This window comes from Mesorhizobium sp. WSM3864 (assembly GCF_002294955.1).
Classification (GTDB): domain Bacteria; phylum Pseudomonadota; class Alphaproteobacteria; order Rhizobiales; family Rhizobiaceae; genus Mesorhizobium.
In genome coordinates this window covers 393547-414141 of record NZ_NSGD01000004.1, presented here as the reverse complement: position 1 = coordinate 414141, position 20595 = coordinate 393547, and the positions used below count along the sequence as shown (strand labels likewise).

Annotated in this window: 20 protein-coding genes and 1 tRNA gene; 8 read left to right on the top strand and 13 right to left on the bottom strand. The window is 64.2% G+C overall.

Annotation, left to right across the window (positions count from 1 at the left end; all coding sequences use genetic code 11):
• Positions 1–3 precede the first annotated feature (3 nt).
• On the top strand, positions 4–1548 hold the full coding sequence (locus tag CK215_RS12395) for a SpoVR family protein (RefSeq protein WP_095824001.1): 1545 nt from the start codon (positions 4–6) through the stop codon (positions 1546–1548).
• A 52-nt stretch (positions 1549–1600) separates the two neighbouring features.
• Here CK215_RS12395 and CK215_RS12390 read toward each other — a convergent pair whose 3' ends face one another.
• Genes CK215_RS12390 through CK215_RS12380 form a run of 3 tightly spaced genes read right to left on the bottom strand, consistent with a single transcriptional unit; the run spans position 1601 to position 4220 of the window.
• Entirely contained in the window at positions 1601–2491 is an 891-nt protein-coding gene (locus CK215_RS12390; protein WP_066990350.1) for a transporter associated domain-containing protein, read from the bottom strand.
• The gene (gene aroB, locus CK215_RS12385) at positions 2488–3609 is read right to left on the bottom strand and encodes a 3-dehydroquinate synthase (protein WP_067319186.1); all 1122 of its coding nucleotides are present in this window, start codon (positions 3607–3609) and stop codon (positions 2488–2490) included. The genes CK215_RS12390 and aroB overlap by 4 nt, the downstream gene beginning before the upstream one ends.
• The gene (locus tag CK215_RS12380; RefSeq protein ID WP_095828424.1) at positions 3606–4220 is read right to left on the bottom strand and encodes a shikimate kinase; all 615 of its coding nucleotides are present in this window, start codon (positions 4218–4220) and stop codon (positions 3606–3608) included. The genes aroB and CK215_RS12380 overlap by 4 nt, the downstream gene beginning before the upstream one ends.
• Positions 4221–4426: 206 nt before the next feature.
• On the opposite strand from CK215_RS12380, the gene CK215_RS12375 reads away from it, so the two are divergent.
• The 5 genes from CK215_RS12375 (at position 4427) to CK215_RS12355 (ending at position 8425) form a co-directional block, all read left to right on the top strand.
• Positions 4427–4579, top strand: a complete 153-nt coding sequence (locus CK215_RS12375) for a histidine kinase (RefSeq protein ID WP_066990358.1) — start codon at positions 4427–4429, stop codon at positions 4577–4579.
• A 9-nt stretch (positions 4580–4588) separates the two neighbouring features.
• Complete coding sequence (locus CK215_RS12370) at positions 4589–5503, top strand: site-specific tyrosine recombinase XerD (protein WP_095831070.1); 915 nt, start codon at positions 4589–4591, stop codon at positions 5501–5503.
• A gap of 99 nt (positions 5504–5602) precedes the next feature.
• Positions 5603–6553 carry an acetyl-CoA carboxylase carboxyltransferase subunit alpha gene (locus tag CK215_RS12365; protein ID WP_066990365.1) on the top strand — a complete coding sequence of 317 codons (951 nt, stop codon included), beginning with the start codon at positions 5603–5605 and terminating at the stop codon, positions 6551–6553.
• Between the two features lie 300 nt (positions 6554–6853).
• A complete protein-coding gene (locus CK215_RS12360; protein WP_095831069.1) occupies positions 6854–8173 on the top strand; it encodes a murein L,D-transpeptidase family protein in 1320 nt (439 codons plus the stop codon).
• Positions 8174–8185: 12 nt separating this feature from the next.
• On the top strand, positions 8186–8425 hold the full coding sequence (locus CK215_RS12355) for a sulfurtransferase TusA family protein (protein WP_170950284.1): 240 nt from the start codon (positions 8186–8188) through the stop codon (positions 8423–8425).
• A 19-nt stretch (positions 8426–8444) separates the two neighbouring features.
• Here CK215_RS12355 and CK215_RS12350 read toward each other — a convergent pair whose 3' ends face one another.
• Together CK215_RS12350 and CK215_RS12345 are read right to left on the bottom strand one after the other, a co-directional pair.
• On the bottom strand, positions 8445–9557 hold the full coding sequence (locus CK215_RS12350) for a GTP-binding protein (RefSeq protein ID WP_095831067.1): 1113 nt from the start codon (positions 9555–9557) through the stop codon (positions 8445–8447).
• Complete coding sequence (locus CK215_RS12345) at positions 9554–10726, bottom strand: D-alanyl-D-alanine carboxypeptidase family protein (RefSeq protein ID WP_095779385.1); 1173 nt, start codon at positions 10724–10726, stop codon at positions 9554–9556. The genes CK215_RS12350 and CK215_RS12345 overlap by 4 nt, the downstream gene beginning before the upstream one ends.
• 215 nt (positions 10727–10941) lie before the next feature.
• On the opposite strand from CK215_RS12345, the gene CK215_RS12340 reads away from it, so the two are divergent.
• On the top strand, positions 10942–12105 hold the full coding sequence (locus CK215_RS12340; protein WP_095779321.1) for a M20 aminoacylase family protein: 1164 nt from the start codon (positions 10942–10944) through the stop codon (positions 12103–12105).
• A gap of 99 nt (positions 12106–12204) precedes the next feature.
• Positions 12205–12281: transfer RNA gene (locus CK215_RS12335), tRNA-Arg, on the top strand.
• Between the two features lie 135 nt (positions 12282–12416).
• Here the strand turns inward: CK215_RS12335 and ugpC are convergent.
• The 8 genes from ugpC to CK215_RS12295 all read right to left on the bottom strand — a co-directional run bounded on the left by ugpC (position 12417) and on the right by CK215_RS12295 (position 20541).
• The gene (gene ugpC, locus CK215_RS12330; protein WP_095831066.1) at positions 12417–13475 is read right to left on the bottom strand and encodes a sn-glycerol-3-phosphate ABC transporter ATP-binding protein UgpC; all 1059 of its coding nucleotides are present in this window, start codon (positions 13473–13475) and stop codon (positions 12417–12419) included.
• A gap of 36 nt (positions 13476–13511) precedes the next feature.
• Positions 13512–14333, bottom strand: coding sequence for a carbohydrate ABC transporter permease (locus CK215_RS12325; protein WP_082953638.1), 822 nt, complete (start codon positions 14331–14333; stop codon positions 13512–13514).
• Positions 14334–15272: a sugar ABC transporter permease gene (locus tag CK215_RS12320; RefSeq protein WP_066990391.1), complete on the bottom strand. Its 939-nt coding sequence runs from the start codon at positions 15270–15272 to the stop codon at positions 14334–14336.
• Positions 15272–16609, bottom strand: a complete 1338-nt coding sequence (locus CK215_RS12315; RefSeq protein WP_095782783.1) for a sugar ABC transporter substrate-binding protein — start codon at positions 16607–16609, stop codon at positions 15272–15274. Before CK215_RS12315 ends, CK215_RS12320 begins: the two co-directional genes overlap by 1 nt.
• A 61-nt stretch (positions 16610–16670) precedes the next feature.
• A complete protein-coding gene (locus CK215_RS12310) occupies positions 16671–17330 on the bottom strand; it encodes a GntR family transcriptional regulator (protein ID WP_095831065.1) in 660 nt (219 codons plus the stop codon).
• Positions 17331–17352: 22 nt separating this feature from the next.
• Positions 17353–18237 (bottom strand): dihydrodipicolinate synthase family protein, encoded by an 885-nt coding sequence (locus tag CK215_RS12305; RefSeq protein ID WP_095831131.1) that lies wholly within the window; start codon positions 18235–18237, stop codon positions 17353–17355.
• Positions 18238–18337: 100 nt separating this feature from the next.
• Positions 18338–19726: a chromate efflux transporter gene (chrA, locus tag CK215_RS12300; RefSeq protein ID WP_095831064.1), complete on the bottom strand. Its 1389-nt coding sequence runs from the start codon at positions 19724–19726 to the stop codon at positions 18338–18340.
• Complete coding sequence (locus tag CK215_RS12295; RefSeq protein ID WP_095831063.1) at positions 19723–20541, bottom strand: chromate resistance protein ChrB domain-containing protein; 819 nt, start codon at positions 20539–20541, stop codon at positions 19723–19725. Before CK215_RS12295 ends, chrA begins: the two co-directional genes overlap by 4 nt.
• Positions 20542–20595: the final 54 nt, after the last annotated feature.

The following is a 20595-nucleotide window of genomic DNA, read 5'->3' as shown; positions in this document are numbered from 1 at the left end:
CCGATGGTCAATCAGGCGCGCAAATCCGAACTGTTATTTTCCGGGTCGGACTGGGATTTTGCGAAACTGTCTCGGGTCTACGACGAGATCGAGGCGATCGGGATCGAAGAGCTTCACCTCGACATCTATCCGGTGCAGATGGAGGTCATTTCCTCCGAGCAGATGCTCGACGCTTATTCCTCGGTCGGCATGCCGCTGATGTATCGGCATTGGTCGTTCGGCAAGCATTTCCTCTACAACGAGCTTCTCTACCGCAAGGGCGCGCGCGGTCTGGCCTATGAACTGGTCATCAACTCCAACCCTTGCATCGTCTACCTCATGGAAGAAAACACCATGGCCTTGCAGGCCCTGGTGACCGCCCATGCCGCGCTTGGCCACAACCATTTCTTCAAAAACAATCATCTCTTCCGGCAATGGACGGACGCCGGAGGCATCCTGAGCTATCTGGACTTCGCCAAGGGCTACATCGCCCGATGCGAGGAACGGCACGGACTGCAGGCCGTCGAGGCGGTGCTCGATGCCGCCCACGCGCTGATGGAGCAAGGCGTGTTCCGATATCACCGGCCGCCGAAGCTGTCGTCGGAACAGCAGCGCGAAGGCCTTCGCGAGCGCCTCGAATATGAGGAGCGTTCCTACAATGATCTGTGGCGCACGCTGCCGACCGCGCAGGACAAGAACAAGCCGGAGGCAGGGGACGAAAGCTTGGCCGAGCGGAAGAAATCGCTCAATCTGCCCGAGGAGAACCTGCTCTACTTCCTCGAGAAGAACAGCCTGGTGCTTGAGCCCTGGCAGCGCGAGATCATCAGGATCGTGCGTGTGATTGCGCAATATTTTTACCCGCAGCGGCAAACCCAGGTGATGAACGAAGGCTGCGCCACCTTTGTGCACTACACGTTGATGAACATGCTTTTCGATCGGGGCCGCATTAGCGAAGGCGCCATGCTCGAGATATTGCGAAACCATTCGAACGTGGTTTTCCAGCCGGCCTATGACGATCCGCGTTATTCCGGGATCAATCCCTATGCGCTGGGCCTCGGCATGATGCAGGACATCCAGCGCATCTCGACCGAGCCGACCGCAGAGGACCGCGATTGGTTTCCGGACATCGCCGGCCGTGGCGACTGGCGCGACACCTTGCTCGATGCCTGGGCCAACCACCGTGACGAATCCTTCATCCGCCAGTATCTGAGCCCCGCTCTGATCCGGAAATGGCGGCTCTTCGTGCTGGCCGACGGCGCCGACGAGCCGCATTACGAGGTCGCCTCGATCCATAATGAGCGCGGCTACAGCAAGATACGGTCCGCGCTGGCCCGAAGCTACGATGTAGGGGCGAGCCGGCCCGACATCCAGGTGGTCGACGTGGATCTTCTGGGAGACCGGCATTTGCGGCTGCAGCACAAGGTCAAGGACGGCATCCAGCTAGAGGACGAAAGCCGCGACGCGACCTTGCGCCACATCCGGAGCCTATGGGGTTATGACGTTAGCCTGGCGGCAATGGATGCCGAAACCGGCGCCGTGCTCAGCGAGCGCTCCACGAAGGAACTTTGACCTCCGAGACGCAGGAAGCCGCCGTCTGCAGGCGGTCTGACCTCGGCACACCCTAACCCTCGCCGGCGGGCCGGATCCTCAACCTTGCTATGCGGTTCTTGTCGCGCTTCATCACCACGAAACGCTTGCCGTGAAAGGTGAAGGCCTGCTTCTCGTCTGGGATCGTCTGCGTCTCGTGAATGACCAGACCGGCGATCGTCGTCGCCTCCTCGTCCGGCAGATCCCAGTCGAGCGCCCGATTGAGGTCGCGAATCGCCACCGTGCCGTCGACGACGACCGAGCCGTCGGCCTCCTGCTTGACGCCTTGCATGTCGACATCGTGCTCGTCCGCGATCTCGCCGACGATCTCCTCGATGATGTCTTCCAGCGTCACCAGCCCTTCCATCTCGCCATACTCGTCGACGACGATGGCGAAATGCGCCTTGCGCCGCAGGAAGGCGTTGAGCTGATCCTGCAAGGTGGTGGTGTCGGGCACGAACCATGGCTTCGACGCGATCTTTGTCACGTCGATCTTGGAAAAGTCGTTGCCGACCTCGTTGAGCGCCCGCAGCAGATCCTTGGCATGCAGCACGCCGACGATGTTGTCGAGCGAGCCTTTCCAGAGCGGCATGCGGGTATGCGGGCTCTGCAGAATCTCGCGCACCACCATTTCCGGCGGATCGTCGGCGTTGACCGAGCGCATGTTGGTGCGGTGGACCATCACGTCCGAAACCTCGAGCTCCTCGAGTTCGAAAAGCGCGCCCAGCCGGTTGCGATCCTCGCGCGCCTGCCCGTTGCGGCGGGTCTCGTCGCCGTTCTCGTCCGGCTCATCCTGCTCGGGCTCCGTCGGTTCGATCGGCCGCAGACTGTAGCCGAGCGCCGCGAAGAGCCGCGTGCGCAAGAGAAACGCCAGCACGATCACGGCGGCAAGGACGGCTGCGGCGATCCAGCCGAAGTCGATCATCCGGGATGGCTCGCCTTGAGGAAGGACAGCACTTCGGAGGGCGGCACGTCCTTGGCGATAAAGGCCTGGCCGACGCCACGCGTCAGGATGAAGGTAAGCGCGCCGCGCGACACCTTCTTGTCCTGGGTGATGAAGCCAAGCAGCGTCTCGGCATCCGGCAGTTGGCCCGCTATGTCGGCCATCCGCCAGGGCAGGCCGACGGCGCGAAGGTGCGCCTCGACGCGCTCCGCGTCGTCCGGGCTCGCTAGATTGAGGCGCGCGGAGAAGCGGTGCGCCAGCGCCATGCCGATCGCGACCCCCTCGCCATGGACGAGACGGGCACCGTCATAATTCGTGGCGGCTTCGAGAGCATGCCCGAATGTGTGGCCGAGATTGAGCAGCGCCCGGTCGCCGGTCTCGAACTCGTCGCGGGCGACCACATCGGCCTTGGCGCGGCAAGCCTCGGCGATGGCTTCGGTCCGCTCCGGGCCGCCGGCGAACACCTTTTGCCAATTCTCCTCCAGCCAAGCGAAGAAGCCGGGACGGTCGATCAGCCCGTATTTGGCGAGCTCGGCATAGCCGGCGCGGAATTCGCGGATCGGCAAAGTGTCGAGCACGCCGGTGTCGGCAAGCACCAGTTTTGGCTGGTTGAAGACCCCGACCAGGTTCTTGCCGCGCGCGCTGTTGATGCCGGTCTTGCCGCCGACGGATGAATCGACCTGCGCCAGCAGCGATGTCGGCACCTGCACGAAGTTCATCCCGCGCCGCACGATGCCGGCGGCGAAGCCGGCAAGATCGCCGATGACGCCCCCGCCAAGTGCCACGACGACATCGCGCCGTTCGAGCTTGGCGGCGAGCACGCCGTCGACGACCTCCTCGAGGTGGGTGAAGCTCTTGGTCTTTTCGCCGGCCGGCAGGGTGATGACGGCGGCCTCGATGCCGCCTTTTTCCAGGCCGGCCTGCAGCGTTTCGAGATGCGCTGCGGCGACGTTCTCGTCGGTGACGATGGCCGCGCGCGTGCCGGGAAGGCGGCCTGCGATTTCGGTTCCTGAGCCGGAAAGCAGGCCGGGCCCGATAAGTATATCATAGGCACGGTCGCCGAGCCCGACCTCGACCTTCACCGGTTCGCTATGGCTCACGGCTCCACCTCGTCGTCGCTGGTGGCGATTGGCGCGATCCCGAGGTAAGCGCAAAGCGCGCATACCACCTCGCTGGCGATGACTTCCTTGCGGTCGTCACGGGTCGAAACCGTGAGGTCGGCGGTGGCATAGACCGGGTAGCGCTCGCCCATCAGCTTCTCCAGAACGCCGCGCGGATCCGGATTCTTCAACAGCGGCCGGTTCTGCTTTTTCGAAACCCGCTCCATCAGGAGATCGAGATCGGCCTTCAGCCAGACCGAGACGCCATGCGCATCGATCGACTCGCGCGTCTGCGCGTTCATGAAGGCGCCGCCGCCGGTGGAAAGCACCTGCGGGCCGTTTTCGAGCAGACGCAAGATCACGCGCTGCTCCAGCGCCCGGAACTCAGGTTCGCCATAACGCTCGAACAGCTCCGGCACGGTCATGCGCGATACGCTCTCGATCTCCTGGTCGCTGTCGATGAAGGGCAGGGAAAGCATCGTCGCCACCTTCCGGCCGATTGCGGTCTTGCCGGCGCCCATCAGGCCGACGAAGACGATCGAGCGGCTGCCGAGCCGCTCGAGCAGCGCGACACGGCCTTCGTCCGGCGGATTTGCTGGCAGCGCGTTCATGCGGAACCCTCTTTGCGCCGTATCGACATCAAAAGCCCGTTTGCGTCAAGCAGGCCGCCGCAGGCGGGCCAGATCGCCCCTCTTCCGTCGAGAAGCTTCCTCGACAAATCCTCTGCCCCAGCCCTTCGTCCTTGAATTGGCCGGAATGGCGTCCCATAAGGGCACAGGGTTTGGAATCGCAGAACAAGAAGACGGGCGAAGACTGAATGCCGACATTGTTTCGCTTTGTCGTGACGCTGGCGGTTCTTGCAGGCGTCGCTTATGGCGCGATGTTCGCGCTGGCGATGTTCGTGGAGCCGAAAAAGGCCGAAATGAGCGTGCGCATTCCCGCGGAAAAGCTCAATCCGAAGAAGAACTGACCCGGCCAAATGAACAGCGCGGCCCGCATCGAAGCCTTTCTGGAGATGATGAGCGCCGAGCGGGGTGCGGCCGAGAACACGCTTTCCTCCTACCGCCGCGACCTCGAAGACGCCTCCGAAGCTATCGGTGGCGGGCTGGCGGGAGCGGCAGCCGCCGACATCCGCGCCTATCTCGACGACATCGCGGCGCGTGGCTTCGCGCCGACCTCGCAGGCGCGCAAATTGTCGGCGATCCGCCAATTCTTCAAATTCCTCTATGCCGAAGGCCTGCGCGGCGACGACCCGACCGGCACGCTGGACAGCCCGAAGAAGCGCCGGCCGCTGCCGAAGACCATGACCGAGGCTGAGACGGGCCGCCTGGTCGACCGCGCGGCCGAGGAGGCGGGCGGGGCCGCGCCCGACGGCGACCGGTTGGCGGCGCTGCGCCTGCACGCGCTGGTCGAGGTGCTCTATGCCACGGGCCTGCGCGTTTCCGAGCTTGTCGGTCTGCCGGTGACGGTGGCGCTGCGCGACGACCGTTTCTTCATGGTGCGCGGCAAGGGCGACAAGGAGCGCATGGTGCCGCTGTCGGCCAAGGCGCGCGCCGCGATGCGGGCGTGGCTTGCCGCCAGGGCGGAGGTGCCGGCCTATGCCGACAGCCCGTTCCTGTTCCCAGCCTCTTCCGACAGCGGTCATCTCTCCCGGCAGGTTTTCGCACGCGATCTCAAAGGCTTGGCGGTGCGAGCCGGCATCGCCGCGACCAAGATCTCGCCGCATGTCCTGCGCCACGCCTTCGCCAGCCATCTCCTGCAGAACGGTGCGGATCTCAGGGCCGTGCAGCAACTGCTTGGCCACGCCGATATCTCCACCACGCAGATCTACACTCATGTGCTGGAGGAGCGGCTGGTGCGGCTGGTCAACGATCATCATCCGCTTGCCGACTAGGCTTCATATCGCTATGTGAGGGCGACGTTCCACCGCCCGGAGCCAGCATTTCCAGGGTTCCGCCAGCCACTGCCTTCCGACGGATCGGTCCGCCCCAGCATGTATAATTACCTCGATTTCGAAAAGCCGGTGCAGGATCTGGAACTCAAGATCCTTGAGCTGAAGAAGCTCGCGGAGAACGGCGAGGCGGTCGATGTCGCCGACGAGATCGGCAGGCTGGAGAAGCGTTCGCGCGATGCGCTGCGCGATCTCTACAAGGCGCTCACCCCTTGGCAGAAGGTCCAGGTGGCCCGCCATCCGGACCGGCCGCACTGCCTCGACTACATCAAGGGCTTGTTCAGCGATTTCACGCCGTTGGCCGGTGACCGCAATTTCGGCGACGACCAGGCGATCGTCGGCGGTTTTGCCCGTTTCCGCGGCGAGCCGGTGGCGGTGATCGGCCAGGAGAAGGGCTCCGACACGGCAAGCCGCATCAAGCACAATTTCGGTTCGGTACGGCCCGAGGGATACCGCAAGGCGGTTCGGCTGATGGAGCTTGCCGACCGCTTCAACATTCCGCTTTTGACGCTGGTCGACACCGCCGGCGCCTATCCCGGCGTCGGCGCCGAGGAGCGCGGCCAGGCCGAGGCCATTGCGCGCTCGACCTCAGCCTGCCTGGCGCTCAAAGTGCCGTCGATCTCGGTGGTCATCGGTGAAGGCGGCTCCGGCGGCGCCATCGCGATCGCCACCGCCAACCGTGTCTACATGCTGGAGCACGCCATCTATTCGGTGATCTCGCCCGAGGGCGCGGCCTCTATTCTTTGGCGCGACACCACCCGTTCCAAGGACGCTGCGACCAACATGAAGATCACCGCCCAGGATCTTCTCGAAATGAAGATCATCGATGCCATCGTTCCCGAGCCGATGGGCGGCGCCCAGCGTGCGCCGGAAACGGTGATTGCCGCCACCGGCGACCTGATCGCCAAGACGATGAAGGACTTTGCCGGCGCCAACACCGATTTCCGCGAGCAGCGCCGCGAGAAATATTTAGCGATGGGCCGCAGCCTTTAATGCATGTCGCGCAAAACTGTGCAGTGGTTTTGCGAAAGCGACATGCATGAAAACAAAGCACGTGAGTCTGCCCCAGCGCCACCCGTTTAATTCGGCCGCGCGCCGCAACTATGGCGGCAGTTAACATTTTCGCCACAAAAATGCCGCCGCATTCGGCTCAATGAAAATATCCGCGAGGGGTTGGCTATTGCTTGCGGTAAGGAATTTTCAAGGTTAACGGGCTTACGGTCCATTGGTGTTGAGCCTGCGGGCCGGCCATGCCGAGGCCGTTGGCCTGAGAGAAAAGACAAAGCCGTATCGATGTTTGCCAAGCTTGCCCGCACCGGAGTCCTTGTCGCCGCGATAGGCATCGCCGGCTGCAATGATTCGTCGATGAAGGATTTTGCGCCGGAGGCCAACAAGCCCCTGCCGGATAAGATCCTCGCCGACATGAAGGCCAAAGGCATGGTGCGCACCTCCTCGGTGATGGCGCGCATCTTCAAGGAAGAAGGCAAGCTGGAGATCTGGAAGGCCAAGACCAACGGCCGCTACGATCTCGTCGCCAGCTACGACATCTGCAAATGGTCGGGCAAGCTCGGCCCCAAATACACCGAGGGCGACCGCCAGGCGCCGGAAGGCTTCTACACGGTGCGTCCGTCGCAGATGAATCCGCGCTCGAACTACCATCTGTCCTTCAACATCGGCTATCCCAACGCCTACGACAGGGCCAACGGCCGCACCGGCTCCAATTTGATGGTGCACGGCGCCTGCTCCTCGTCCGGCTGCTATTCGATGACCGATGCCCAGATCGAGCAGATCTATGCTTTCGGCCGCGATGCCTTCCAGGGCGGCCAGACCGAGTTCCAGATCCAGGCCTTCCCGTTCCGCATGACCGCCGCCAATATGGCGCGCTACCGCAACGACCCGAACTACGAGTTCTGGAAGATGCTGAAGGTCGGCTACGACAATTTCGAAATCACCAAGGTCCCGCCGAAAGTCGACGTCTGCGAGAAGCGCTACGTCTTCAATCAAGTAGCGCCAGAAGGCACCACCTTCGACCCGACAGGCGCCTGCCCGGCAATGACACAGCCTGATTCGTTGAAAACGGCCTACGCCGACTACGAAAAGCGCTACGACGCCGCCTTCAACGCCGCGGTCAAGGGAAGCATACTGCCGCCTAAGCCGGCCATCGCCGGCATCAAGGAAGCCAGCATCGTCTCCGACTGGTCCAAGCGCCGCGCCCGCGGCGAGCGTGTGCCGATCGACCCGCCGTCGATGAATGCCGACGGCTCGGTAACCGAGACGACGCGCATGGGCCGCATCGATTCCCCGCTCGGCCGCAAGATGGCTGCGCTCGACGCGGAGAAGGAGGCCAAGCGCAAGGCCGAGGAGCAGCGGCTTGCGGCGATCGAGGCGGCCAAGGCCGCCAAGGCGCAAGCGCAGGCTGAAAAGGCAGCCGCCAAGGCGCAGGCCCTGGCCGAAAAGGAAGCCGCCAAGCAGGCGGCTCAGCAGCCGGTGGTCACCGCAGGCGTCGAGGCGGCTTCCGCGCAACCGGCGCCGGAAACGCAGCAGGCGGCAAGTGCCGACGAAGGCACGGTCTCGAAGCTGAAGAAGAAACTGCTCGGCATGTTCGGCGGCTGAGATTTCTCGATCTTGGCCGGATCCGCCGCTACCTACGATCTGAAGGGGCTGAACTGCCCGCTGCCGGTGCTCAAGGCGCGCAAGCGCCTGGCCGCGATGCGGCCCGGCAGCCGTCTGTGGCTGGAAACCACCGACCCGCTGGCCGTGATCGACATTCCGGCGTTCTGCGCCGATGCCGGCCACCAGCTGATCGAGACCGCGCCGGTCGACGGCGGCCATCGTTTCCTGGTCGAGCGCGGCGGCGCGGCATAGGCCAATCGGACCTCTGGGGCTACAGCCCGGCGATCGCCAGCGGATTGGCCTCGAGCGCCGCCCGGTCGGGCGTGTCGATCGACGGCTTGTTGGTGAAGGCGGAAAACAGCCGCTGGACATAATCTTCCGGCATGTCGAGCGTGATCAGCACCAGCCGCGTGCCGCGCTGTCCGTCCGGCCACGACGGCAGCCTGGCCGGCGGATGCAGGATCTTCTGCACGCCGTGGATCACCAGCGGCCGTGACGGATCCTCCTGAAGTTCGATGACGCCCTTCATGCGCAGCAGTTTTTCGCCATGCGTCGAGCGCAACAAATCGAGGAACATCTCGATCGCCGAGAACGGCACCGGCCCGTCATGGACGAGCGAGTGGGAGCGCACGCGGCCGTCGTGGCGGTGATCATGATGATGGGGGTTGTGTTCATGACCGTCATCATGGTGGTGATGATCATGCGCCGCCTCCTCTCCGAGCCAGCGCCGCACGTCGGCGCTCTTGGTTTCGGGATTGTAGAGGCCGCAATCGAACAGCGACGCTGCCCCGGTAGCGGGGCCATTGACGTCGAGCAGGACCGCGCTCGGATTTATCTGATGAAGTCGCGTCCGCAGGGCCTCGACGTCGCTTGCCTCGGCGAGATCGGTCTTGGTCAGCACGATGCGGTCGGCGACAGCCGCCTGCTTCACCGCCTCGACATGGTTATCGAGCGTGGCCGCCCCGTTGACGCCGTCGACCAGCGCGATGACGCCGTCGAGCCGGAAAGCCTGTACCAGCGCTGGATGCGCCATGATCGACTGCAGCACCGGTGCAGGATCGGCAAGGCCGGTGGTTTCGACCACGACGCGCGCCAGCCTGGCGATGCGTCCGGTCTGCAGCCGGTCGACGAGGTCGGCCAGCGTATCGACGAGTTCGCCGCGCACCGTGCAGCAAAGGCAGCCGTCGGAAAGCTGGATGATGCCGTCTGAGGCTTGCTCGACGAGCAGATGGTCGATCGCCACCTCGCCGAACTCGTTGATGATGACGGCCGTGTCGGCAAGCGCCGGATCCTTGAGCAGCCGGTTGAGCAGCGTCGTCTTGCCGGCCCCGAGAAAGCCGGTGAGCACCGAGACGGGTATGGGAAAGCCGCTGCGCCCGGTCATGGCGAGTTTGCCGCCTTGGCCGGCTGATCCCCCTGCGCTGCAGCGGCAGCGGTCGCGGCGGGTGTGGCGCCGGCCGGCAGAGGCTTGTCGGGCCGCCAGCTGGGCAGCGGCACATCGGCATAGTTCTGATCGGTCTGGTCGACGAAAGCCTTGGGCGCCGGCCCGGTGGCCCCGCCAAGGCCGACCGCGATCAACGTCGGGTGATCGAGTTTCACCTGATAGGGCGATTTGGCCTTGTCCTTGGCGGCGACGGCAGGCGCCGCCTCCGACTGCTGTTCCTTCGGCTTCTTCTTGCAGATCTCGTCCTGCAGGTCGTTGGGCGACAGCGTGTCGCCATATGGCTTGAGCGCCGCGAGCGTCGTCGACCCGGCCGCCGGCGCGTCAAAACCCTGGTCGAGCAGCTTCGCCGCCGCTTCGGCGCGGCTGATGGCGGATTTTTCGCCGAGCACCACGGCAACCAGTGTGCGGCCATCGCGCGTCGCCGAGCCGATCATGTTGAAGCCCGAGGAGCAGACGAAGCCGGTTTTCATACCGTCGGCGCCGGGATAGCGCCCGATCAGCAGATTGTAGTTCGGGATCGCCTTCTTTCCGACGGCAAGACCCTCGATGGAGAACCACGGCGCATATTGCGGGAAGTCGTTGCGAAGCGCCGTCACCAGGACGGCGAGGTCGCGCGCGGTCGTGTACTGGTCGGGCGAGAACAGCCCATTCGGGTTGACGAAATGCGTTCCGACCATGCCGAGCCTGGCGGCCTCGGCATTCATGCGGTCGGCGAAGGCGGCCTGCGATCCGCCGATGTTCTCGCCGACGGCCATGGCGATGTCGTTGGCCGACTTGACCAGCATCATCTTCAGCGCATTGTCGAGCCGCATGACCGATCCGGGCTTGAAGCCCATCTTGCTCGGCGGCTCGCCGGCCGAATGTTTCGTCACCTTAATCGGCGAATCGAGCGCCACCTCGCCGGCGGCGATCGCCCGGAACGCCACATAGGCCGTCATCAGCTTGCTCAGCGAGGCCGGATACCAGCGCTTGAAGGCGTCCTGATGCTCCAGCACCTTGCCGCTATTCAGGTCGAACAGCACCACCGGATTGGCGCGCGCAGTGCCGGAAAGCATCGGCAGCGCCAGCGCCCCCGCAAGCAATAGGTTGAGGAAATGCCTTTGCCGCATGATCAATTCCGAAATCGCCTCTTGCCGTAGTTGCCGCTGGCTCCGTAAGATTTCGCTGCGCGATGGCCAGCATACTGCGGACCGACCCTCGACTCCGGGCCGCATTATGCGGTGCTATTTACCCTATGTGACGTCAAAATGGCAAAGCGCCAGACGATCACACTTGCCGGGCAGCGGCCCTGAACTGCCTGCCCCAACAAAGAAATGGAACGATTATGCCAATTCTCAACCGTGCCGCGGAAATGCAGGAAGAAGTCGCGGGCTGGCGGCGCCATCTGCACCAGACGCCGGAACTGAACTTCGACGTTTTCCAGACCGCCGCCTTCGTCACCGCCAAGCTGCAGGCTTTCGGTTGCGACGAGGTTGTGACCGGCCTCGGCAAAACCGGCGTCGTCGGCATTATCCGCGGCCGCAAGGGCGAGGGTCCGGCCATCGGCCTGCGCGCCGACATGGACGCTTTGCCGATCAACGAGATCACCGGCAAGCCCTACGCGTCGAGCGTTCCCGGCAAAATGCATGCCTGCGGCCATGACGGCCACACCGCCATGCTGCTCGGCGCAGCCAAATATCTCGCCGAAACGCGCAATTTCGCCGGCTCCGTGGCGGTGATCTTCCAGCCCGCCGAGGAAGGCGGCGGCGGCGGCAACGAAATGGTCAAGGACGGCATGATGGACCGCTTCGGCATCTCGAAGGTGTTCGGCATGCATAACATGCCCGGCCTTCCCGTCGGCGAGTTCGCCATCAAGCCCGGCCCGATCATGGCGGCGACCGCCGAATTCACCATCACCGTCAAGGGGCATGGCGGCCATGCGGCGATGCCGCACGCCACGATCGACCCGATCGTCATTACCAGCCAATTGGTGAGCGCTTTGCAAACCATTGCCTCACGCAGCACCGATCCGGTCGAGGCCGTCGTCGTGTCGGTGACCAAATTCCATGCCGGCGATGCCTACAACGTCATACCGGAAAAAGCCGAGATCGCCGGCACGGTGCGCACGCTGAAAAAGGAAGTGGCCAGGAAAGCGGAAGAGAAAATCCGCGCCATTTGCGCTGGCCTCGCATCAGCCTTCGGCGCGACGATCGAGGTCGACTACGACCCCAACTATCCCGTCACTTTCAACCATCCGGAAGAGACGGCCTTCGCCAGCGATATTGCCGCCGGCGTCGCCGGCGACGCGAATGTCCACCGCGCCATCCAGCCGGTGATGGGCGGTGAGGATTTTTCCTACATGCTGGAAGCGCGCCCCGGCGCCTTCATCTTCATCGGCAACGGCGACACCGCCGGCCTTCACCATCCGGCCTATGACTTCAACGACGAGGTCATCCCGCACGGCATGAGCTATTGGGTGAGGTTGGCGGAGACGGCGCTGGCCGCCTGACCGCTTTGCCCGGAGGCGACCTTCCCGGCCGATTGGCGCCGATCGGCCGGTAACGCCTCTTGGCGAACCGGCCCGAAGCGTTTATGTGTCGGGCCGCGTGGTCCCGTAGCTCAGTAGGATAGAGCGGCAGATTCCTAATCTGTAGGTCACAGGTTCGATTCCTGTCGGGATCACCAACTAAATCAAAGGGTTGGCTGACTTTTGCAATGCTCCCACGTTGCATTTTCTTGTAACTGGGCTCCCGTTGCCTCCCCTTCGCTCGAATCTCAAGCACTCCCTGGCCGCCGCGGTGAGAGCGCGAACAGCGGCAATCAGATGCGCCGGCCCGTCTTGGCGTCGAACAGATGCGCCGAGGCGCGGTCGATCTCGATCCGCACGCTCTCGCCTTGCTTCAGCGCCAGCCGCTCGCGGAAAAGGCAGGAGATCACCTCTCCGCCGCAGTCGACCGTGGCGAAGATTTCCGAGCCGGTCGCCTCCATGAGCGTGACTGTGCCGGAGAGACCCTGGCCGGTCGCCCGGATATGCTCGGGACGAATGCCGTAGACCAGTTCCCTTCCCGCGGCTTCGCTCGGCCGGATGCCTTGCGGTAGCGGCAAAGTCAGCCCACCGGCGCTGCGGAAGATGCCCTCCTCGATGTGGCCGTGGATGAAGTTCATGGCCGGCGAGCCGATGAAGCCGGCAACGAACAGATTGGCCGGCCGGTCGTAGAGATCGAGCGGCGCGCCGACCTGCTCGACCAGACCGTCGTGCAGCACGACGATCTTGTCGGCCATGGTCATCGCCTCGATCTGGTCGTGCGTGACATAGATGGTGGTGGTGCCGAGCCGCTGATGCAGCGCCTTGATCTCGCCGCGCATCTGCACGCGCAATTTGGCGTCGAGATTGGAGAGCGGCTCGTCGAACAGAAACACCTGCGGGTCGCGCACGATGGCGCGGCCCATGGCGACGCGCTGGCGCTGGCCGCCGGAAAGCTGGCGCGGATAGCGGTCGAGCAGCTTCTCGAGGCCGAGAATGCCGGCTGCCCGCTTCACCCGGCTCGCGGTATCGGCCGGATCGGCTTTCTTGATCTTGAGCGCGAAGCCCATATTGTCCGCCACCGTCATGTGCGGGTAGAGCGCGTAGTTCTGGAACACCATTGCGATGTTGCGGTCCCGTGCCCTGAGGTTGTTCACGGTGCGCTCGCCGATTGCGATCTTTCCGGCCGAGATCGTTTCCAGCCCCGCGATCATGCGCAGCAGCGTCGACTTTCCGCAGCCCGACGGTCCGACCAGGATGACGAACTCGCCATCGGCGATATCGACGCTGACATCGTGGATGATCCGAGTGGCTCCGAAAGCCTTCTGCACGTTGTTGATGCTTACCGATGCCATTGCGTATCTCCGAAAGAATGAGGGCGGATCAGGCGCTCAGCCACCCTTGACCGCGCCGGCCGTCAGCCCCGCGACGATCTGCCGTTGCGCGAACATGGTCAGCACCAGCACCGGCAGCGTCACCACGAGCGCTGCGGCGGCGAGCGGCCCCCAGCTCACCTGCTCGTAGGACAGCATGTTGTAGACCGCGACCGGCAACGTCCGCGTCTCGCGGCTGGCGAGCACGACGCCGAAGACGAAGTTGTTCCACGAGAAGATGATCGACAGGATAAAGGCGACGACGATGCCGGGCTTGGCGATCGGCAGCGCGACCAGGCGAAACACCTGCCACGAACTGGCGCCGTCGATGTTGGCGGCCTCCTCCAATTCCATCGGCGTCGTCTCGAAATAGCCGATCATCACCCAGACCACGATCGGCACCGTCACCACCAGATGGATGATGATCTGCGGCCACAGCGTGCCGAGGATGCCCAGCCACTGAAACAGGAGGAACAGCGGGATGAGATAGGAAAGCCCGGGCGTCATGCGGGCGATCATGATGACGATCGCCGAGCGTTCCGCCTTGAGCCTGGCGATGCCATAGCCGGCCGGCACTCCGATCAGCAGCGCCAGCAGCGTCGCCGTGCCGGTCACCAGCACCGAGTTCCACAGATAGAGCAGGAAATTGTTCTCCTCGAACACCTTTGCGTAGTTCGACCAAGCGAAGCGCTCCGGGATCAGGATCGGCGGATAAGCGCCGTTGTCGATCTCGAACTTCAGCGACAGCGAGATCATCCAGAGGAAGAACAGGATCGCCGGCGAGACCAGCACCAGCGCCGCGAAGAACAGGCCTATCTTGTTGAGCAGCCGCGAGCTCACCTATTTGCCCTCCGTGTCGACCCATTGCGAGCGCTGGCGCAGCATCAGGAGGATGAAGGACAGGGCCACGATGACGATGAAGAACACCACCGCCATGGCCGAGCCGTAGCCCATGTCGTAATAGGAGAAGGCGGTGTTGTAGAGATAGATGTTGATTGTTTCCGATGCCGTGCCCGGCCCACCTTGGGTCATCGCGTAGATGATATCGAAGCTCTTGAGCGCATCGATCGTGCGGATGATGACCGCGATCATCAGAAACGGCGCGATCATCGGCAAGGTGAGGTAGCGGAACTGCTGCCAGGCATTGGCGCCGTCGATCTCGGCGCTTTCGAACGGCTCGCGCGGCACGGATGCCAGCCCACCCAGCACGATCAGCATCACCAGCGGCGTCCACTGCCAGGTCTCCACCGCGACCAGCGAAGGAATGACGGTGTTGGCGTTGAAGATCCACTCCTGCGCCGGAATGCCGACCAGCGACAGGAGATAGTTGAGCACGCCGAGCTGCGGATGGAACATCATGGTCCAGACCAATGCCACGGCGACGGGTGTGGCCATCATCGGCATCACGAAGACGCCGCGCAGCAGGCCGCGCAAGGCAAACCTGGCGTCGAAAATGAGCGCGGCGACGGTACCGAAAAACATCGGCGCGACCACCGACAGGAAAGTATAGATCAAGGTATGCCAGAGCGATTCCCAAAACCGCGGATCGCTCGCCAGGCGCATATAATTTTCCATCCCGGCAAAGCTTCGCGATTGGCCGAGCGTCCAGCTGTTGACGCTCATCCACAACGTGAAGGCCCAGGGAAAGACGATCACGGCGCCGACGACGACGAGCGCAGGAATGACGAAAGGCCAGTAGTTTGGAGCCAGCCGGATCGGCTGGCTCTCTTCGACGGCTTGTGTCGTCACCCCTGCGCGTTCCGGGGCGATGGCGGACATCAGCCTTGCTCGCTCCTGTCGAGAACCGGCTGGAACTGTTCGGTGGCCTTCTTCAGTTCGTCGGCGGGATCGGCGCCGGCAATCATGTTGGTCAGCGCCACGCCATAGATGTCGCGGAACTCGGTGACCGGGATGATGACCGGCAGCGCCAGCCGGCTGATATTGCCTGAGCCGACCACGGCATCCAGCCAGCTCGGCGGCATGGTGACGCCTTCGCGCACCTTGGGGTCTTCCAGCACCGACTTGCGGAACGGCACGCCGGCGCCGGCCTGCAGCAGGCGCGCGCCCATGGCGGGTGACACGGCCCACTGGCAGAACAGATAGGCCGCTTCCTTCTTCGCGCTGGCGGACGTCACGCCGATGCCGTCGCCGAAAGTACCCGCGGCATGCGCCTTGGGACCCTTCGGCATGACGCCATAGCCGACCTTGCCGACGACGCGCGATTTTTCCGGATTTTCCATCGGCGGCGCGAAGCCCACGCCATCGAACCACATGCCGATCTTGCCCTGCAGGAAGGCGGATTGCGCCTCGGCCCAGTTGAAGCCGGTGACGCCGGGAGGCGCGGCCTTGGTCATCAGCCGCTGATAGAGGGCGGCAGCCTCGATCGCCTCCGGCGAGGTGGTGCGCAGCTTGCCGTCGCTGCCGAGCGGCGTCATGTCGTAGCCGAGCATCAGCGACGTCCACACCGGCGTGTTGGCGTTCTTGAGACCGCGTGCGACGAAACCGAAGGTGTTGCTTGAGGGATCCGTCAGCGCTTCGGCGGCAGCCACCAGCTGCTCGAAGCTCTCGGGATATTTTATACCTTTGGCGTCGAACAGCTCCTTGTTCCAGTAGAGGATCCAGTAGTCGACCGAGAATGGCAGCGAGCGCAGCACGCCCTGGCCGTCCTTGGCGAACTGGATGCCCGCCTCGGCGAAGTCGCTTTCGGTCAGGCCTGGATCGGTGAGGCCCGGATCGGCAACGAAGCCGGAAATGTCGGCCAGCCAGCCGCCCTTCTCGAACTGGCGCTTCTGCACATGGTAGCTCAGATGCACGACGTCGAAGCTCGGCTTGCCAGAGCTGAGTTCGATCACCGTCTTCTGGCGCTGCTGCTGTTCGGGTGTCGCCTCGGCATTGACCTTGATGCCGGTCAGCTCCTCGAACTCCGCGAGATTCTTCAGGATGGTGTCGCTGCGCGGGCTCTTGACCAGGTTGACGTCGAGCGTTGTGCCGGCAAAGCGCTTCCAGTCGACGCCCGCGGCGAAGCTCGGACGAAGACCGACGAGGCCGGTGGTGGCGAGAGCCGCGGTTCCCTGGAGCAGCTGCCTTCTGGTTGGACTGAATGGATTGGACGACATTTCTTCCTCCCGGTTGTCGTTGTCGATTACGCCACGACGATTGCGGCGCGGTTTTGCTTCCTCAAATCTGCAGCGCCAGCCGGCGCGCATTGTCGATGTGCTGGCTGATCGCCTCGACCGCCATCTGCGGATCGCGTTTCTCCAGGGCCTCGATCACCGCAAGATGCTCGCGCATGACCGGCACGACGCGACCGTCGATGCGGAACCGCTCCTGATGGATGAGCCGGATCTTCACCGAATTTACCAGATAGGCCTTGGCGATGATCTCGTTGCCCAGCGCGCTGATGAAGGTGTCATGCATAGCCCAGTCGATGTTCTGGGCCTTGGCTTCCATTTCGGGGGTCGGGGTCTGCGCCAGCGCTTGGGCGAGCATGTCCTCGTGCTCGCGCCTGAGACCCGCAATCTCGGCGTCGGACGCGTTGACGGCAAACAGCGCGACCGCCTCGCGCTCCATGAACAGGCGGAACTGGAAAGCCTCGCGGATCAGGCTGATGTCGATATGCGCGATCTGCATGCCGCGTTGCGGTATGGTGGTCAGCAGTCCCTCGGCCTCGAGCCGCGGCACGATCTCGCGGATGGCTCCGAGCGGCAGGCCGGTGAAGGCGACCAGCTCGCGCTGCGAAACGAACTGGCCGGGCCTGAGGTCGCGGGCCAGCAGATGCCGCGTGAAGCTGGCATAGGCCTTCTCCCTGAGGGTTGCCGGTTCGCTCGTGTCGTCCATGCCGATCAGCGCCCTCCCCGGTTCAGGCTGCCTGTGTCGCAAACAGCCTGTCGTAAGCGGCGCCAAGCTGCTGCCGTTCCTGCAAGGCTACCGGCACGAGCGGCGGCCGAACCGTCAGCCAGCGTTCGTCGCCGGTTTGGCGCGCCACCATGGCCTTCACCGCCGGGATGACCGGATGCCGGAGCAGTTCGAGGACGAAGCTTTCCACGCGGGAGTCGTCGCGTCCGCTCTCGATCATGGCGCGCAGTTCGCCGGCGGCGAAATTGGCCATGCCGGAAATCGCGCCCTGGCCGCCGATCCGCACCGCCGGCGCCAGATGCCGTTCGTCGCCGATGAGGATGATCAGGTCGCCATGCGTCTTGAGCAGCGCTTCGCTGTAGCCCCAGTCTCCACCGGAATCCTTGACCCCGGCGACCACGCCCGGATACGCCTTGCGAAGCCGGCCGATCAGGTCGAGCGACAGCTGCACCGTCGTGACCGAGGGGATGTTGTAGAGTAGCATGCCGCGGGCTAGCGGACCGAGCGCGGCGAACACGGCGCCGAACCAGCCGAACAACCCATCGTCACGGACATTCTTGAAATAGCTCGGCGGCGCCAGAAGGATGTTGCGGGCGCCGCGCTGCAACGCCTGGCGGCACTGCTCGGCAGCGTCCTCCGCCGCATCGACCAGCACGCCTGCAACGAGTTGGTCGGCGGATATGCCCGCCGCAAGCATGGCATCGATGACCGCCTGCCGCTCCGCCGTACCGACGGAAGCGCCTTCGCCGGTGGTGCCGAACAGCGTTACGCTGCTGCAGCCAGCATCGAGACAGGCCTTAGCATGCTCGGTCATCAGCGGAACGGCGATCCGCCCGGCTGCATCAAAGGGCGTTGTGAGCGCAACCGACAGACCAAAGCGCGAACCCACCTGCAATTCTCCATTCATCAATCTGCGAGCAGGCATAGCATACTGACATGTTAGTTGTAAACAAAGCTCTCGGTCACGCTTGGCTGCGGCTGGAAACAATTCACACTGCCTGTAGAGCCAGTCCCGCCAGCGCGGATGCCGCGAGCGTCGGCAGCATGCCGGCCTTCAGCCTGAGCATGGCGACCATCGCCGCCGCCGACAGCAGCGCCGCGCGCCAGTCGAGCGAGGAAACGACCGGGACCTCGACGCCCCAGCCGACGCTCTCGACTTTGCCGAAGACGACATGCAGCGCGAACCACAGCGCAAGGTTCATCACCACGCCGACGACCGCTGCCGTTATCGCACCGAGCGCCGCCGACAACGCCTTGTTCTGCCGCAGCTGCTCGATGTAGGGCGCTCCGAGGAATATCCAGAAGAAGCAGGGCGCAAAGGTAGCCCAGAGCGTCAGCGCCGCCCCCATCGACCCTGCAAGCAGAGGGCTGAGCGTACCCGCATGGCGATAGGCGGCGGCGAAGCCGACGAATTGCAGCACCAGGATCAGCGGTCCGGGCGTCGTCTCGGCAAGTCCGAGCCCGTCGACCATTTCTCCGGGCGAAAGCCAGCCGAACGAGGTCACCGCGGCTTGCGCGACATAGGCAAGAACCGCATAGGCGCCGCCGAAGGTGACGACCGCCATCAGGCTGAAGAAGCCGCCGATCTGCGCCCATACGCTCCCTGGCCCTGCCAGCACGGCGATCAGGGCCACCGGTCCGAGCCAGATCGGCAGCCAGATGGCGATGGTCCGGGCTGCGTGCCATTTGGTCGGCACGGTGTGGCCGAGCTCGCCGCGCTCGAACATCAGGTCGACCACGCCGCCTCTGTCGGCGGCGGCGTTGCCCTTGCCGTGTGCCGAGCCCGAAAACAGCCCTGGTGCAAAGCGATTGCCGACCCAGCCAATGAGTCCCGCCGCAAGCACGATCAGCGGAAACGGCAGCTTGAGGACATAGATGGCGAGAAAGGCCGCCACCGCGATGGCCACCATGACCCGGTTCTTCAGCGCCCGCTTGCCGATGCGGATCACCGCTTCGACGACGACCGCCAGCACCGCCGCCTTGATGCCGAAGAACAGCGCCTCGATGACCGGCGCGTCGTTATAGAGCATGTAGAAACTGCTCAAGGCAAGCATGACCAGTGCGCCCGGGAGCACGAACAATGTCCCGGCGACGAGGCCGCCGGCCGGCCGGTGCAGCAGCCAGCCGATATAGACGGCAAGCTGCTGCGCCTCGGGACCCGGAAGAAGCATGCAGTAGTTCAGAGCATGCAGGAACCGCTCCTCGCCGATCCAGCGGCGCTCCTCGACCAGTTCCTTGTGCATCAGGGCGATCTGCCCGGCCGGCCCGCCGAAAGAGAGCAGGCCGATCTTGGCCCATAGCCGCGTCGCTTCACTGAAGGTCGGCACAGCCGGGACACCGACCGGCTGCGCGGCGCTGTCCTTGGCAAGCACGGTCATTGTTGCTTACCCCCAGCCGGCCAGTTATGCGTCTCGTCCGTGGCGTCGCGGCACCAGCGGAAGAAAGCGTCATAGAGCAGCATGCCGGCTTCGAGCTGTTCCAGGTCGTCGCGGAACATGCGCGACAGGCCGAGCGACGCGGCGAGAAACCCGGCAGCCTGCGGCACCAGGTCGAGACGCGCTGTATCCGCGCCGCGCACGATCAGCGCCAGACGATCGAGCGCCTCGGTGCGCAGGCCGAACTCCTCGATCATCGTGTCGAAGGTGCAATGATTGCCGCGATGGCTCCAGAACACGCCTTCGATGTCGAAGGGCACCGCGGCGAAGCGGTCCGCGACCAGGGGCACCTCGGCCGGGTCGACGAACAGGAACACGGCGCCAGGATCGACAAATCGCCGGATCAGCCAGGGGCAGGCGATGCGATCGACCTTCGGCCGGGAACGCGTGACCCATACGGTGCGACCCTTACCGTCGCGGGGCGGAATGGCGTCGGCCGCGACCAGCGGCGCCTTGGCGGCGGCCCAGGCCTCGAAACCGCCTTCCAACGATTCCGCCGGAATGCCCTCGTGGCGCAGCCACGCGGCAGCGCCTTGCGAGAGCTTCTCTCCGCGCTGGCAGATGACCACGATCTTGGATCCGGAGAAGTCGGCCGCCCAGGTCGAGACGGTTCTGAAGTCGCGCCGGCAAGAAGCCGGTAGCAGCCGCGGATCGGCTTGAAAGTCGTCGTCGATGCGTACGTCGACGAGACGAGGTGCATCCGGCAAGCCGACCAGTCGGGCAAGCTGCGGCACTGTGATCTGAGTTGTTGACGGCATGGCGTCCACCTCCTGAACGAAGAGAGTTTGGACGCGATCGTTGGGCTGACGCCT